The sequence below is a fragment of the Paraburkholderia sp. SECH2 genome, assembly GCF_030464795.1.
Classification (GTDB): Bacteria; Pseudomonadota; Gammaproteobacteria; order Burkholderiales; family Burkholderiaceae; genus Paraburkholderia; species Paraburkholderia aspalathi.
Genome location: NZ_JALPRH010000019.1, coordinates 39,948 through 55,125, shown reverse-complemented (window position 1 = coordinate 55,125; position 15,178 = coordinate 39,948). Strand labels below are relative to the sequence as shown.

The window sequence follows — 15,178 nt, the reverse complement described above, 5'->3', positions numbered from 1 at the left end:
TGCACGAGTGGTGCCTTGCGGGGGCATGGAAAGAACCCGCTTCCTTCGCGCGTTGCCTGCAAGGTGTTCGTGAATCTCAGGTTCCTTTTTCCAGCCGGATAATTTTTCAAGACAAGCGTTCCGTCTGGGACGCCGCGGCAGTGACTATCAAAACGCTCGCGGCTTCTGCATGCGTCGTCAGAACTTGTGGGTAATGCCCATCATAAAAGCGACCTGATTTGGCGTGCTTGAGCTGGATTCGAGGTCACCCACCGAACCGCCGGCGGCCACGACGCTATTGCCGTCTGCGCTAAAGGTGGTGCCGTGTGCATGCGAGTAACCGCCGATTGCGTAGACGGTCGTACGCTTGGACAAGGAGTATTCCGTGCCTGCCGCAACAGTGTTGTACGTAGCCGAAGAAGCGCCGCTTGATCTCGTATAGGTGTAGCCGACGTTCACCGCAAGCGCTGACGTCACCTGGTAGTCGAGAGATGTGGCTCCGGTATTGAAGGTTTCGGTACGGTTGAATGCCGCGAAGCTTGCATAGGGTTTCCACTGCGCATTGCTGTATCGCACGTTAACGGTAAACAGACCGATAGCATACTGAGCTGCAACGTGGGTGATCAGCCGTGAACCTACAAACGCGACGCTGCCAAAGAGCGGCGTGACGGAGTTGTTCTGAGTCTGATCGGCCGTGCCCAAACCGCCGGGACCGTCGTTCTTGGTGAAGATATAACCGACGGCTAGTCCCAGGCCGCCGTTGGTGTACGACGCAGCAGCCGAGGAAAGTTCCTGCGAAGATATGTTGCCCGCCACGCCGCCCAAGCCGTACATCAATTCATACTGCAGGCCGCCATAAGTCGGGCTCGTGTACTTGATTGAATTGTCAACCCGGAAGGTATTGTCGTTGTTGTCGGCATCTCCAGGGGTCGTAAACGCGGGACCATAACCGTCGGCCGTAAAGGGTTGAACCAGATCAACCGTCGGATCCAGTTGGCGACCGATCGTGATCGTGCCCAAGGTAGTGCTCGACAGACCCACCCATGCGTTCTTTCCAAACTCGCGGCCACCCTGCCTCAACTTGCCGGTGTTGATGTCAAAGCCGTTTTCCAGGTTGAAAATCGCCTGAAAACCGCCGCCCAGATCCTCCTTGCCTTTAATGCCCCACTGGTTGGTGGCCAGGTCAGCACCCTGCATCGTAACCAGGGAGGCGTGACCCACATTGTTGTAGTACGCCAAGGCGTCATCAATCTCGCCGTAAAGCGTGACACTGCTTTGAGCTTGGGCGATAGAAGCCGTGGACAGCATGGTCAGGGTAAAACACGAAATTGCGAGACGTCTCATAAAATCTCCAAGATATTATGGGTATAAGAATCCATAAATCCAGTCAGTTAGTAGACCGATTTAATTTGTGAGGAAGTGCCAACGCAAGACGCTGCGGCGCCCGGTGGAACGGATCGGCAGACCAAGCGATTCAAGCAGTGGAAAGCAAGGGATTCGGCTACGTCGATACGCTCTCACGCGCAGTCACGCAGTCATTCAAGGGCCTCCGTTGTCACTGTAATTGTCATCAACAATTACGCAAACAGCGTGCCAGTCTGTGCGACCACTAAGCGATTGATTTAAGGTGCGTTTGCCGTTTGTTCATTCGGCCTGATTGCGGAAAACCAGAAAAACGGCCATTTGATGGCTGGAAATATGGTCAAGGTCTTCCTGCCCCTGATCCAGGCCGCTTTATTTGAACTCCTCGGTACTGATGCCCAAGCGGCGCATCTTGTCGTACAGAGTTTTTTTGGGTACGCCCAAACGCTCGCACGCGACAGCCGCGCGGCCCGAACATCCGCGCAACGCCTCTTCGATCAATTGGCGCTCGAACAGATTAAGTTTGGTCTCAAGCGAGGGTTTCCCGGTATTGTCGTCGCTGCTGGCTGGGTCTACTCGCGTCGGCATACCTAACGTAAAGCGCTCAGCGACGTTACGTAGTTCCCTTACGTTTCCCCCCCATGGTCTCGACATCAGATCGTGCCTTTGCGCTGGCGAGATTTCCGGTATCGGCCTGTTGTATTCAGCCGCAGCCCGTACGACAAAGTGCTCGAACAGGAGGGGGATATCCTCGCGGCGTTCCCGCAGCGGAGGAATCTCAAGCACCATGACGCCTAGCCGGTAATACAAGTCATCGCGAAAGTGGTTTGTTGAAGACAGCGCCAACAGATCCGCCTTGGATCCCGCGACGATCCGGCAATCCATCTCAAGCAGATCGTTGGAGCCGACACGCTCGAACTTTTTCTCCTGCAGCAAGCGCAACAGTTTTACTTGCAGCGACATCTGCATTGTTTCAATCTCGTCGAGAAACAGCGTGCCACCCCGGGCATACTCAATCTTCCCGATACGCCGCTTGATCGCGCCGGTGAAGGAACCAGCCTCATGGCCGAACACTTCACTTTCGAACAATAGCTCGGGAATACCCGCACAATTGATCGCCGCGAAATTCTTCGCCTTTCGATGCCCGTAATCATGCAGTGAACGGGCGACCAACTCCTTGCCCGTTCCCGTTTCGCCGAGGATCAGTGCATTTGCGTCGGCGTCGGCAAGTTCCAGGATCATTCGGCGCAGGCGTTCGATCGCTGGAGAACGTCCGAGAATCCTTGCTTCTATATTGTCCCGATGCGCAAGTGCCTGACGAACGGATGCGAGTTCAAGCGTCAGGCGACGTTTTTCGAGCGCGCGCTGCGATACGTCGACGAGTTGTTCCGACGAGTACGGTTTCTCGACAAAATCATAAGCACCGCGGCGCATCGCGTCGACCGCCATCGGGATGTCACCGTGACCAGTCACGAGGATGACCGGCAGCGATGCGTCAGTTCCAACCGTATGCTCCAATAATGCGAGGCCGCTCATGCCAGGCAACCGGAGATCGCTGACCAGAATGCCGGGGAAGCCAAACTCTATATAGCGCAGGGCGTGTTCGGCCCGCTCGAATGACTGGACCTCCAGGCCGCTCAAACGAAGTGCTTGCGTGCCGCCAAGGCGCACCGCCGCGTCATCTTCCACAAATAGCACTTTTAGATTATTAGACATTGTCTTCTCACAGTGTGGCCCGTTTTAGCCTGACGGTGAATTCAGTGCCGTCTGGTCTGTTTTGGGCGACCAGGGTGCCTCCGAACTCCTGGATGATGCCGATCGAAATCGTCAAACCCAATCCCAACCCTTCGCCCTTGTCTTTAGTCGTAAAAAACGGCTCGAACAAGTGATTTCGGACCTCGTCCGATATGCCCGTGCCGGTATCGCGCACGCCAATCGAAACGTGATCCGCTTCGTCACAGACGATAATTGTCAGCACGCGCGATCGAGCCAGTCCGTCGATGCCGATTTCGGCCATCGCATCCAGTGCATTACTAATCAGATTGATAAATACCTGCTCAAGACGGTTAGGTTCCGCGATCGCGTATACACTTTCTTCTGGCTCTTCGCGCACTAACTCGACATTGCCGCTGCGAATCCGGGCATCAAGCAGGAAGATGGCGTTGGAAATGGCTGAGCCGATCAGGACCCGTTCGAGGTAAGTGGGCGATTTGCGCGCAAAGCGTTTGAGCTGGCTGGTGATTTTTCCCATGCGTTCGGTCATGTCGCAAATGACTCGCAGGTTTTGACACGCCTCGTCGAATTCAAGCCGCTGCATGAACATCAACGCATTCGAAGACAACGTCCGTAGCGCCGCCAAAGGCTGGTTCAGTTCATGTGTGATGCTTGCGGACATCTGCCCGAGCGCTGCCATTTTTCCGGCCTGGACCAACTCCTGCAATGTCGATTTGAGTACGGTTTCTGCACGCCGGCGCTCCGAAATCTCAAGCTCCAACGTCTTGTTCATTCGATTCAACGCGTCGGTTCGGCGCGCTACTTTGCGTTCAAGTTCCTCATTCATGTGGCGCAGGTTTTCCTTGGCCGCAAGTTCCTGCGCGACGATCCGCCGCCGCTGCAAAAGATACAAAATGAAAACCATCACCAACGTCATCCCCAACCCGACCCCAAGGGCGACGTTCACTGCTGATACTTCTGCGGGCGTGATGTCCGACAGCGTGCTTATCGTCCAGCTTGTATCAGGCACCGCGCGGCTCAACAGCAAAAAACGGGATGTTAGAAAAGCCGGGGCGTGTGGGCTCAAATTGGCCTTAGGCGCGAATCTGGCTATATTGGCCGTGTCCCCTGCCGGCTCTTGCATGATCAAGCCGACCGGTTCCAGTGCGCCCGGCGCATCATATTGATGGTTGGCAATGATCGCCGCGCGCGCCTGCGCCGATAAGACGCCGAGTGACTTGAATCTCCAGCGGTCCTGAGTCGATAGAAAAATAACGCCGTGAATATCGCTGATCGTTGCCGTATCGCCCGCACGTTGCCAAATTTGCTCGATCTTGCTGAGGTTGATCTTGACGGTCGCGATTCCAACGACTTTTCCGCTGGCGTAGATTCGCTCGGCATAGAAGTAGCCAGCTTCCTTGCTTGCGGCCCCTAAGCCGTAGAACGTGCCACTGCCCGTCGAGAGCGCTTCCTGAAAATAAGGTCTGTAGCCGTAGTTAATTCCGACGAAACTGTAGGGCTGGTCCCAGTTACTCGACGCCAGCGTGTTGCCCTGTACATCCATGATGTACAGCGTATCCGAGTGCGCCCCCCGATTGACCGCGGCTAAATATTGGTCGACCCGCCCGGTGAGCGCGGCATCGTTAGGCTCGAGCAACAGTTGCACCACTTCGGGATTGAGGTTCACGAGTGACGGCAAGTAGGCATAGCGTGCCAATTCGCTCTTTAGTGCAGTGTCGTAGATATCGATGCGATGGACCGCCGCTCGGCGAATAGTCTCGATGCCGAGTTGCTCGGCATATTGATAGGACCAGTAGATGCCCGCAACAATGAGCAGCACGACTCCTGCATATCTCTTCAACCATTGCTGAGCATGCACGTGCTGGCAGAGCCAGTTGCGCACCGGACGATCGCGTACTTCCAGCCTGGGACTAACGCCACCGCGTGGCATAGGCAGCTCTCGCTAATGCGGCGACGCAACAATGCGGCAAGCCGGATCGCTCGCTCTCCGGGCGACCGGCACGGGGCATCGCCCACTTGGTGATATAAGCAATGGCGCGGAGAACCGCCCGCGCACGCATATCAACCGCCGCGGCATTCACCGCGACAGCGCTTTAACTTGATCAGGCGCGAGACTTCGCGGTGAATAGGTTCTGGGTTGTTGGCGGCGCGTTCGCCATGTGTGCAAGAGGCGTCGCCAAATACGGAATGCGCAAGACGCGCGCTGCCAGCATGGTCGCTTCACCATGCCATTGCGCCGACCGCGACCCGATGACTGCATCGCCGGTGCCGGCATGATTGAGTGTGAAAGTCAGAACCGCGCCGGCCCGGTCGATCGGGACCGGGTGCGGCAAAGATGTGTTATCCAAGTCGTCTCCTGCTATATGATTATTTTATAGTTATTGTATACAGGGTATTCACCGAATAACAGAATGTCAATGGCCGCTGCAACGAAAGGCACGCTGGCGGGAGAAACCGTCGAAGGGCTGGACCAGGTGCTCGATGCCATCGGCCGCAAATATTACGCGCGGATGCGCACGGTCGATGCTCCCCCGGCATCGGTTGTAGCCTGTCCGGTGACCATTTGTTACGGCCATACCTTGCCCCGCAGTCTGGACAGCGATAAGGCGCAGGTCACTTCCGTTCAATCTCTAACGAACACTAGCATCAGGCGTTTTTGCGTATACCAAGTGCGTATATTTCGCGTGACGAGTCATATTTTTCCGTGTTACTTCACATACTTACGCCAACCATTCGAGTCCTTTCCTGGCGCCTCCCCCCTCTTCAAGTGAAACAAAGCACCCCGTTAAGCCTTAGCGCTTCACGGGGTTTTTTGTTGCCCATAGTTCCCTTGCGTTCCGCTAACAAACGACGCTCAGATCTGCGCTCTGCCCCCGTCCACGAAGAGTTCGATGCCCGTGACGAAACTCGAATCGTCTGAAGCGAGAAACAAAGCCGCTTTGGCAACTTCGTCGGCTTGCCCCATGCGTCCCATCGGGATGGTAGATAAAATCCTCGCAATAGCGTCCGCAGGCTGCTGACCAATGATCGGCGTATCAATTGGCCCCGGACTCAGTACGTTTGAACGGATGCCACGGTCCTTCAACTCCACAGTCCATCCTCGTACGAAATTGCGGATAGCGGCCTTGGTCGCGCCGTATACCCAGAAGGCATGCGTCCCCTTGGCGCTCGCGACGGAGCCCGTGAGAATGATCGATGCACCGTTGTTCAAGAGCGGCAGAGCCTTTTGGACGGTGAAGAGCACGCCCTTCACGTTGGTATTGAACAGTTTGTCGAAATGCGCTTCAGTAATATCGTCCAACGTGGCGAACTCAGCGATGCCAGCGTTGGCGAAGACAATGTCGATTCTTCGCCCTGTCGCGTTGACGCTCTCATAAAGACGATCAAGATCATCCAGATTGGCGACGTCTCCGCGGATGCCGGTCACATTGCCCCCGATGGCCCTCACGGCTTCGTCAAGCTCCCTCTGGCGACGGCCGGTGATGAAGACGTAGGCGCCCTCGGCGACAAAGAGCTTCGCGGCGGCGAGGCCTATCCCTGACGAGCCGCCGGTGATGACAGCCACCTTTCCCTGCAACTTATCCATAGCAACTACTCCGTTGATTGCGAATACCGGTTGGCACCTCTGGGCTGACGGCCAGTTGCCAAAAAATCACCGGACGTCGTGTCGGTCACATCGTCAAAATGACTTTGCCAAACGGCCGATCCTCTATCAGGTGACGCAAGGCTTCACGCGCTTCAGCGAGCGGGTAGACCCGCTCGACGATCGGCTTGACTGACCCGCTTACGACTAACGGAATGATGTGCTGCCACGCAGCGGCGATCGTGGCCGGTGACTGGGCGAACAGCGAGAAGCCGGCCATCCGCGCGCGCTTCCAGATGAGGTCCGTGACATCGATCGTGGTTTTGCGGCCAGCGGAGTAGCCCAACGTGATCAGGACACCGCCGTGACCGAGGCTGCTCAACGCCTCACTCGTCACAGCGCCGCCAATGCTCTCGATGACGATATCGACACCCTTGCCGGCCGTTATTCGACGAACGCCGTCAGCGAGACCTTCCTCGGTGAGGTCAATCACGTCCTCGAAGCCAAGCTCGCGCGCTCTCGCGGCTTTCGCCGCGCTGCCAGCCGTGGAGATCACCTTGCCGGCACCCTGCGCCCGTGCGAGCTGATAGGTCGCGTTGCCGACCGACCCGCCGATTCCTGGCGCCAGCACCGTCATGCCCGGCTTGAACCCGGCGTCGGTGAGGCTGATCTGTGCGGTCAGATAAGCCACCGGAATGCTGGCCGCGACGACGTCGCCAATCGCGTCAGACAACGCCAGATGTTCCGGTCTCACCAGCAGCCATTCCTGCCATGTGCCATTCTCGCCAACGCCGTAGGGCCCGGTGAACATCACGCGGCTTCCCGTCGCGAACCCGGAGTCGCCTGCGTCCTCGATGACACCGGCGCCCTCATTGCCGAGCACCAGTGGCGCCTTGGCTCGAGGGTGTCCACCCGACAGGAGCGTGTAGTCGAGGGGAGTGACACCGGCAGCCGTCACACGAACCAGCACTCTGCCCTTCGCCGGTTGCGGCTTGGGCAATTCAATCTGCCGCAACCCGTCATAGCCCGAAAAGGTTTCCGCTTCGATCACACGCATGGGTATATCCTATAAAGTAACAGACCTGTAACTTTCATACTAGGTACCGATCTGTTACTTTGTCAATCAGAAAATCTGAATCAAAGGAGTTTGCGGATATGAAGGCAGGAGCCCGACCCCGGCGGGGAGCCCCGCCCAAGGGCGAAGTGAGCGCGCGAGAGAAGATCCTCGCGACGGCAAGCGATCTGTTCTACCGCGAGGGCATACGTGCCATCGGCGTCGACACGGTCGTCGAGCAATCCGGGGTGTCGAAGACGAGCCTCTATCGCGTATTCGACTCCAAGGACGCTTTGATCTGCGCTTTCGCCGCCGAGAAAGATCGGTTGTTCTGGGCGTGGTGGGATGACGTTGAAAAGAAGCACGCCGATGACCCGCGCGCTTTGTTGGAGGCACTGTTATCTGGAATCGCGAAACGGATTGCGCACCCCGCCTTTCGTGGCTGCCCCTTTCTTAATCTGATGGCAGAGTTTCCCGACGACAAGCATCCTGGCCGGGTTATCGCTCGAGACAACAAAGAGGAAATGCAGGCGAGGCTCGCAGCGATCGTCGCCAAAATGCGTGTTAGTAATCCCAACCGCACCGCGTCTCAGATAGCGCTGATCATCAACGGCGCATACGTCACTGGTTCGATAGCGGAGTCGGGCAATCTGAAGGGCGACCTCATTGATGCCGCCACGAAGCTGTTGGCCTAGTCGAACGCGATTACTTGCTGGAATCGGTTCTTGCCTCGAATGCGTGGACGACGGCCGCCATGTCGGATTGCCCGTGCCCCAACGCCAGGGTCTCGCCGAATAGCGCGTAGCAGACATCCAATAGCGGTGACGCGACTCCGCCTGCTCTGGCTGCATCCGCAATCAAGCGATTGTTCTCCAGCACATTGACGATCGACGCCTGCACCTCTTCGAAATCGCGTGTCACCAGCTTGTGTATTTTTACGCGCGAGATGCCGCTCGCCATCTGACCAGCGTCGACGATAGTGCGGAACTGCTGCATGTCGAGGCCATACCGTTCGGCAAAATGCGCCGCTTCCGCAAGGCCGGTGACTGTGGTCATTAGAAACAGGTTGACCGCGAGCTTCATGAGAAGCCCATTCGGAACCGGGCCGCACATCATCGTCTGCTGGCACATTGGCTCGAGCAGAGGGCGGACGCTTTCGATGGCAGCGTCTTCGCCTGCCAGCATCGCCAGGAGCTGCCCCGCTTCGGCGGGCTTGCGCGAGCCCGAGACGGGCGCTTCCACGTAGCTGCCGCCGGCTTTGCGAATGTCGGTGTCGAGTCCGCGCGAGTAGTCGGGCGAGGTCGTCCCCATATGGACGATCGTGTGGTGCGCAACGTTCGCGCCGAACTGCGATGTACCGCGACCGAGGACCGCGTCGATTGCGTCGCCATCGACCAGCATCAGGAATACCACGCGGCTTCGTTTAAATATTTCGGCAGGACTCGTCGCGACGGTTGTGCCCGCGGCTCGCAAAGATTCGCATCTGTCAGCAGAGCGATTCCAGACAATGAGTTGTGTTCCTGCGCGGGCCAGATTGAGCGCCATGGGCTGTCCCATGATGCCTAAGCCGATGAAACCGATGTCCATGAATATCCCGCCTTCCGGTATCAAGACGTATGGTGTGTCCGGCGCGGCACGACCATGTTCACGACATGCACGAGCACGGCCTCGTCGTCCTGGTTCAGCGTGGTCGTTCGGAGCTTGATCAGGCCCTGCTCCGGACGAGACTTTGACGGTCGCACCTCGATCACCTCGCACTCGACCCGCAACTCGTCACCGGGGCGCACGGGCCGAGGCCAGCGGCACTCGTCGAGGCCGGCGCCAATGAAGCCGCCAGCCGGCTTGAGTTCGGTCTCGATCATCAACCGCATCGTCACGGCGGCGGTGTGCCAACCGCTGGCGGCCAGACCACCGAAAATCGAGTGGCGCGCCGCCGCCTCATCGAGATGGAAGGGCTGCGGATCGAACTCGGCAGCGAACGCGAGCACCCGCTCCTTGTCGATGCGCAGCCGCCCTGAGCCGAACGTCTGCCCCACTGCAAAATCTTCCAGATAGCGCTGCTTGTTCAACTGATCCATGACCCGCTCACAATAAAGTGACTAACCTGTAACTAATTTTAATATTACGGACAGGTCTGTCACTTTGTCAAGCGAGAAATCGGAACGAGGAGCATGCAGGCATGTCCTCCCCTACTATGCCCAAAACGCATGCCGCCCTTGCTTATAAGGTCTTTGTCGCACCCGTCACGGAAACCTACAATCGTTGCAGCACCATAGATCGAACGTTTGTACTGCAAATCTATTTTCTGATTCTGTGACGCGATGACTCGCTCACGCATACCCTAGGAAATCAAATGTCTGAATTAGCCAAAAAAGTGGCACTCGTTACCGGTGGCTCACGCGGCATCGGTGCGGCAATCGCAAAACGTCTGGCCGCGGATGGAGCGAGTGTGGCCTTTACATACTCGAAGAACGCAAGCGCGGCATCGGCGGTGGTCAAAGAGATCGAACTCAATGGCGGAAAGGCTATTGCAATCCAGGCGGACGCTGCCGATGTCAAAGCTGTCGAAGCCGCGGTCGAAAAAACTTTTGCGACGTTCGGCCGGCTGGATGTGCTGGTGAACAATGCCGGCACGGCCATTCCGAAACCGTTCGAAGACACGACGCTGGAGGAGATGGATAGAGTAATCGACATCAACATCCGCGGCGTATTCGCTACCACCAAGGCTGCGCTGAAGCGTCTGAATGATGGTGGCCGCATCATCATGATCGGTTCGGCGGTGGGCGAGCGTGCGATTGCGCCAGGGCTCGTGCCCTACGCAGCCACGAAAGCGGCCGTCAGGATGTTCACCCAGGCGCTGTCCAGAGAGTTGGGAGGCCGGGGGATTACGGTCAACAACGTCCAGCCAGGGCCGATCGATACAGACCTGAATCCCGCCTCAGGCGACTGGGCGGTGCCGCAGAAGGCCGCCACAGCGCTCGATCGCTATGGTCGCGCTGAGGAGATCGCCGCGATGGTGGCGTTCGTTGCCGGGCCTGAGGCCTCGTACGTTACTGGGACGAATCTTACGGTTGATGGTGGGATGAATGCCTGAGCCCGTGGGCATGTTCGGCGGATGGATCTGAAGAAAGTCAACGTTCCTGCGGACGCAACGGAGAGTTGATGAGCTAACGCAGTTGGCTCTCCGTTAAAGATCCCGCAAATGGAGAGACTCGAAATCCTTTTTGCTGGAAGAGGAGGAACTGAAGCCGTCATCGCCCCCACTACAAGGACAAACGAAAATGCGTATGACCGAGCGTCGCTGCTTCGTGGCAGCTACGCTACGGATGCTTGTTTTTCGGCCGCTATCGATCTGCAGCGGGCGAGTAGATGGTCGATTCTGGAAAGAAACAAACTCAATATCGGCGAAGTGTTGGCCTTGCTATAGCCGATGACCAGGTCGATAGTCGGCGGTTCAACATCAAGTGGACGGCTTGTCACCGACGCGGGAAGGAAATTCCTCGCGTAACACGGAAGCAACGCAAGACCGCGCGTCGATGCCACCATTGACACCGCCATCGCGAGGTTATCCACTTCGTAGCTTGCACGAATGTCCAGACCTGATTGCAGGACAAACTCGTCGATGACGGTCCGCACAGTAGGGGCAGTGTGCGAAACGGTGATGAACGTCTCGCCAACGAACTGCTGAAGAGCGATCTTTTCGCAAGCCGCGAGAGGGTGATCACTTGGCAAAACCACCACCAATGGCTCCTTGACAACAAGCCGGTACTCCAGGTCCGGCACGTTCGGCTCCGGCCGCATGAATGCGAGGTCGAGCTCGCCTTTCACCAGGGCATCGCGAAGCGACGGCGAGTATTGGCTGGAGACCGTAACCTCAATTTTTGGGAGTTCGTCGCGGAGAACCCGCATCGCCTCCGGCAACCACTCGATCTCCTGCCCAGTAAGGAATCCAAGCGCGAATACGGGCTTTAAACGATGCGCCGCCCGTCGAGCCGCTTCAATGGCGGATTGCGCTTGCGCTAACGTTCCACGAGCGTGCTCGAGGAACGCCTGACCTGCCGCTGTCAATTCAACTCCGCGGGCGCCGCGTATCAGCAAATCAACGCCCACCTCCTCTTCAAGATCGCGGATCTGACGGCTGAGGGAGGGCTGGGCCGTATGCAGCCGCTGTTCGGCCGCCGTCGTGAAGCTACCCGTCTCCGCAACAGCGACAAAGTAGCGAAGATGTCGAAGCTCCATTGCTCTCTCCCCATGCCTGCCGAATATGGCTCCAGATATACAAAGTCTTATTCCGGGCCGCCGAAACATTCTACGCTTAAGCCTAATTTGAGTTTCAACCCGGAATTGATCGCGAATTTAGCCGGGTGACGCCATGCGAACCCGAGCAGCAACGGCTAACCCATACCTCCAAGGACTTAACGTGACGAATCGTGTTGTTTTAATTACCGGCGCCCTGACGGGAATCGGCCGAGCCGCGGCGTTCGCTTTTGCGAACGACGGCGCACGGGTGGTGGTTTCTGGTCGCAGGGCGGCCGAGGGCAAAACGTTGGAAGAGGAATTGCGCCGCCTCGGTGCCGAGGCCGAGTTCGTTATTGCTGACGTACGTCGCGAAGACGACGTGAGTGCCCTGGTGGACAAGGCGATGACGCGCTTCGGCCGGCTCGACGTCGTCGTCAACAATGCGGGTGTCGAGGGCAAGCCAGGCCCCGTTACCGATGTATCTGCCGACGCCTACACAGCCTTGTTCGACACCAACGTGCTGGGAACGCTGTGGGGACTGAAACACGCTTTACGCGTCATGCAGCCGCAGGGCAGCGGGAACGTCATCAACATCTCATCGACGCTCGGAGAGCGCGGCGGCGCCAATCTCTCGCTCTACGCGGGCAGTAAGCACGCTGTCGAAGGGATCACGAAGTCCGCGGCGATCGAGGCCGCTGCTTACGGTGTCCGCGTGAATGCGGTGGCGCCTGGACCGACCGAGACAGCAATGCTGGACCGCCTCACTGGCTCAACCGACAAGCGCGCGGCGTTCTACTCCGCGGTACCGCTCAAACGCGGCGCCACGCCTGAGGAAATCGCCGATGCCGTCGTCTTTGTCGCATCAGACAAGGCAGCCTTTATCACCGGACAAATCATCAGAGTAAACGGCGGCAAGACGGCGAGTTGAAGATAGTCGATTCGATTTTGACGCGCCTGGAAAGCGCCGCTGGCCACGTTATTTACAGGAACCTGTATGTCAAAGCTTTTCTCACCGATCCGCATCGGCGCAATCGAACTGTCGCACCGTGTGGTGCTTGCGCCGCTCACGAGAATGCGGGCGGACGTCCCCGGTAACGTGCCGGGCGACCTGATGGTCACATACTACGAACAGCGTGCATCTCAAGGAGGGCTTCTGATAGCGGAGGCTACTTTCATCACGCCAGCCGGGAATGGGGGTTATGGATCACCTGGAATCTATACCGACGAACAGGTGGCAGGATGGCAGAGAATTGTCGACGCAGTGCACGCGAAGGGTGGACGGATCTTCCTGCAACTTTGGCACGTTGGGCGACAATCGCATGTCGACCTTCAGCCAAACGGCCAGGCACCGATTGCGCCGTCCGTAACCAATGCTGAAGTTCGGGCGCTTCTAGCGAATGGCCCTAGCGCCGCGTCTGCCCCGAGAGCAATCGAACTCTCCGAAATACCAGGACTTGTTGACGACTATCGCCAAGCGGCCCGACGAGCGAAGGAGGCCGGTTTCGACGGTGTGGAACTACACGCCGCGAATGGCTATCTCATCGACCAGTTTCTTCAGGACAACTCCAATCTACGTACAGATGCATACGGTGGCTCTGTAGAGAATCGCGCCCGCTTCCTCCTCGAAGTTGTCGACGCCGTGGCAAGCGTCTGGGGCGCTGATCGCGTCGGTGTTCGCATTGGACCAAGCAATAAGTTCGGTGGCATGGGCGACAGCTCGCCAGCAGTGACTTTCCCTTACGTTGCCCGAGCGCTATCGGCATACGGTTTGGCTTATCTTCATGTCATCGAACCGCGGGTCACGGGAAACGTCTCAGACGATTCGCAGAGCCCCGTGGCCGCCGGGCAACTCCGACCTCTATTCGGTGGTCCGGTGATCGCCGCTGGTGGGTTTGACGCAACCGGTGCTGAAGCAATCATCAGAGCGGCCGACGCGGACCTTGTCGCGTTCGGCAGGCACTTCCTCGCAAATCCGGATCTTCCCGAGCGGATGAAGCGCGATCTCCTCCTCAATCCCTACGACCGCGACACGTTTTACTACGGTGGGAAAAAAGGATACGCCGATTACCCTATATACGAGGCCAAACATTGACCAAGGAGACCAGATGCGCCGGCTTTCGTAAGCTCGCAGCCAGCGACGCCGACGCACCTGGATCAGAAACTCGGGAGCGGCCCGAGTGTGACATTGGCCAGAGCACCTGGAACTAGAGAATGATCTTCGATCACCGTACTTACACCATCAAGCCGAACCGGCTCGCCCGATTTTTGGAGACCTACGAGCGCCTGGCGTTGCCGCTTCAGCGAAAATATCTTGGTGAACCCTATGGTTTCTTTGTGACCCATATCGGGCCGCTTAGCCGGGTTGTTCATCTCTGGCAATACGACAGTTTGGCGGATCGCGAGCAACGCCGCGACGCCATGGAAGCAGATCCGGAATGGCAAGCATACCGGCGCGTCGCGCTGGAAGAAGACACACTTGTCGATATGGAAAATCTGATCGTTAAGCCTGTTCCCTTCTTCCAACCGCGCGCAGTCACAACGGATTAACAAAATGCCAATCGAAACGCCCCTCTTGTACGAATCCAAAGGTTCACCAAATGCTCGCCGTGTTCGTGTCTTTATCGCCGAGAAGGGTATTGAAATTGCACGAAGAGCGATTGATCTTGGTAGCAGGGAGCAATTTTTAGACGCCTTCAAGGCCGTGAATCCACGAATGCAGGTTCCTGCGCTGCAACTCGCCGATGGAACAGTTATCACGGAAGTGCTTGCTATCTGGCGCTATCTTGAGGAAGCCTATCCACACAAGCCGCTTCTTGGTACGACAGCCAAGGACAAGGCACTCGTCACCATGTGGGAGCGACGCGCGGAGCTGGATGGCTTCGCCCCGGTCATGGAAGCGGTCCGAAATGCTCTGCCCGGATTGAAGGGACGAGCATTGTCGGGGCCGCACGATTACGAGCAGATTCCTGCATTGGTAGAGCGTAGCAAGCAGCGCGTGTCGAACTTCTTCGCAGATTTCAATGCACGACTCGAAAGTGCCTCGTTTGTCGCTGGTGACGAATTCTCAGCTGCAGACATTACGACCCTCGTTACCGTCGATTTCGCGGCAAATGCTCTGAAAATGCCAATTCCCGAATCTCACCAATCGTTTAGGCGCTGGTACGAAAGCATCTCGTCCCGGCCAGCTTCGAGTGCATGATCGCGACATCGGGAAGGCTACTCGACCG

The 15,178-nt window shown here is 57.5% G+C and carries 14 protein-coding genes; 6 read left to right on the top strand and 8 right to left on the bottom strand.

Annotated elements, in window-relative coordinates:
* Nucleotides 1-177: 177 nt before the first annotated feature.
* The 5 genes from M0D66_RS26280 to M0D66_RS26260 form a co-directional block, all read right to left on the bottom strand.
* Nucleotides 178-1,323, bottom strand: a complete 1,146-nt coding sequence (locus M0D66_RS26280; protein WP_266211972.1) for a porin — start codon at nucleotides 1,321-1,323, stop codon at nucleotides 178-180.
* A 390-nt stretch (nucleotides 1,324-1,713) separates the two neighbouring features.
* Nucleotides 1,714-3,057: a sigma-54 dependent transcriptional regulator gene (locus M0D66_RS26275; RefSeq protein ID WP_266211971.1), complete on the bottom strand. Its 1,344-nt coding sequence runs from the start codon at nucleotides 3,055-3,057 to the stop codon at nucleotides 1,714-1,716.
* Nucleotides 3,058-3,064: 7 nt separating this feature from the next.
* The gene (locus M0D66_RS26270) at nucleotides 3,065-4,957 is read right to left on the bottom strand and encodes an ATP-binding protein (RefSeq protein WP_211704186.1); all 1,893 of its coding nucleotides are present in this window, start codon (nucleotides 4,955-4,957) and stop codon (nucleotides 3,065-3,067) included.
* A 972-nt stretch (nucleotides 4,958-5,929) separates the two neighbouring features.
* Complete coding sequence (locus M0D66_RS26265; protein WP_200622691.1) at nucleotides 5,930-6,661, bottom strand: SDR family oxidoreductase; 732 nt, start codon at nucleotides 6,659-6,661, stop codon at nucleotides 5,930-5,932.
* An 85-nt stretch (nucleotides 6,662-6,746) separates the two neighbouring features.
* Entirely contained in the window at nucleotides 6,747-7,715 is a 969-nt protein-coding gene (locus tag M0D66_RS26260; protein ID WP_211701691.1) for a zinc-binding alcohol dehydrogenase family protein, read from the bottom strand.
* A 98-nt stretch (nucleotides 7,716-7,813) separates the two neighbouring features.
* Between M0D66_RS26260 and M0D66_RS26255 the strand changes: the two genes are divergently transcribed.
* On the top strand, nucleotides 7,814-8,407 hold the full coding sequence (locus M0D66_RS26255) for a TetR/AcrR family transcriptional regulator (RefSeq protein WP_266211970.1): 594 nt from the start codon (nucleotides 7,814-7,816) through the stop codon (nucleotides 8,405-8,407).
* Between the two features lie 10 nt (nucleotides 8,408-8,417).
* Here M0D66_RS26255 and M0D66_RS26250 read toward each other — a convergent pair whose 3' ends face one another.
* Nucleotides 8,418-9,299, bottom strand: a complete 882-nt coding sequence (locus M0D66_RS26250; protein ID WP_266211969.1) for an NAD(P)-dependent oxidoreductase — start codon at nucleotides 9,297-9,299, stop codon at nucleotides 8,418-8,420.
* A gap of 20 nt (nucleotides 9,300-9,319) precedes the next feature.
* Nucleotides 9,320-9,781 carry a MaoC family dehydratase gene (locus M0D66_RS26245; protein ID WP_266212074.1) on the bottom strand — a complete coding sequence of 154 codons (462 nt, stop codon included), beginning with the start codon at nucleotides 9,779-9,781 and terminating at the stop codon, nucleotides 9,320-9,322.
* A gap of 284 nt (nucleotides 9,782-10,065) precedes the next feature.
* On the opposite strand from M0D66_RS26245, the gene M0D66_RS26240 reads away from it, so the two are divergent.
* A complete protein-coding gene (locus M0D66_RS26240; RefSeq protein WP_093632519.1) occupies nucleotides 10,066-10,806 on the top strand; it encodes an SDR family NAD(P)-dependent oxidoreductase in 741 nt (246 codons plus the stop codon).
* A 221-nt stretch (nucleotides 10,807-11,027) separates the two neighbouring features.
* On the opposite strand, the gene M0D66_RS26235 is transcribed toward M0D66_RS26240, so the two are convergent.
* Nucleotides 11,028-11,951, bottom strand: coding sequence for a LysR family transcriptional regulator (locus M0D66_RS26235; RefSeq protein WP_200654904.1), 924 nt, complete (start codon nucleotides 11,949-11,951; stop codon nucleotides 11,028-11,030).
* A gap of 181 nt (nucleotides 11,952-12,132) precedes the next feature.
* Here M0D66_RS26235 and M0D66_RS26230 point away from each other — a divergent pair, with 181 nt between their 5' ends.
* From M0D66_RS26230 to M0D66_RS26215, 4 genes are all read left to right on the top strand, one after another.
* On the top strand, nucleotides 12,133-12,879 hold the full coding sequence (locus M0D66_RS26230) for an SDR family NAD(P)-dependent oxidoreductase (RefSeq protein ID WP_093632517.1): 747 nt from the start codon (nucleotides 12,133-12,135) through the stop codon (nucleotides 12,877-12,879).
* Nucleotides 12,880-12,945: 66 nt separating this feature from the next.
* The gene (locus M0D66_RS26225; RefSeq protein ID WP_266211968.1) at nucleotides 12,946-14,043 is read left to right on the top strand and encodes an alkene reductase; all 1,098 of its coding nucleotides are present in this window, start codon (nucleotides 12,946-12,948) and stop codon (nucleotides 14,041-14,043) included.
* A 119-nt stretch (nucleotides 14,044-14,162) separates the two neighbouring features.
* Nucleotides 14,163-14,498, top strand: a complete 336-nt coding sequence (locus M0D66_RS26220) for an NIPSNAP family protein (RefSeq protein WP_266211967.1) — start codon at nucleotides 14,163-14,165, stop codon at nucleotides 14,496-14,498.
* 4 nt (nucleotides 14,499-14,502) lie between these two features.
* A complete protein-coding gene (locus M0D66_RS26215) occupies nucleotides 14,503-15,150 on the top strand; it encodes a glutathione S-transferase family protein (RefSeq protein ID WP_266211966.1) in 648 nt (215 codons plus the stop codon).
* Nucleotides 15,151-15,178 lie beyond the last annotated feature (28 nt).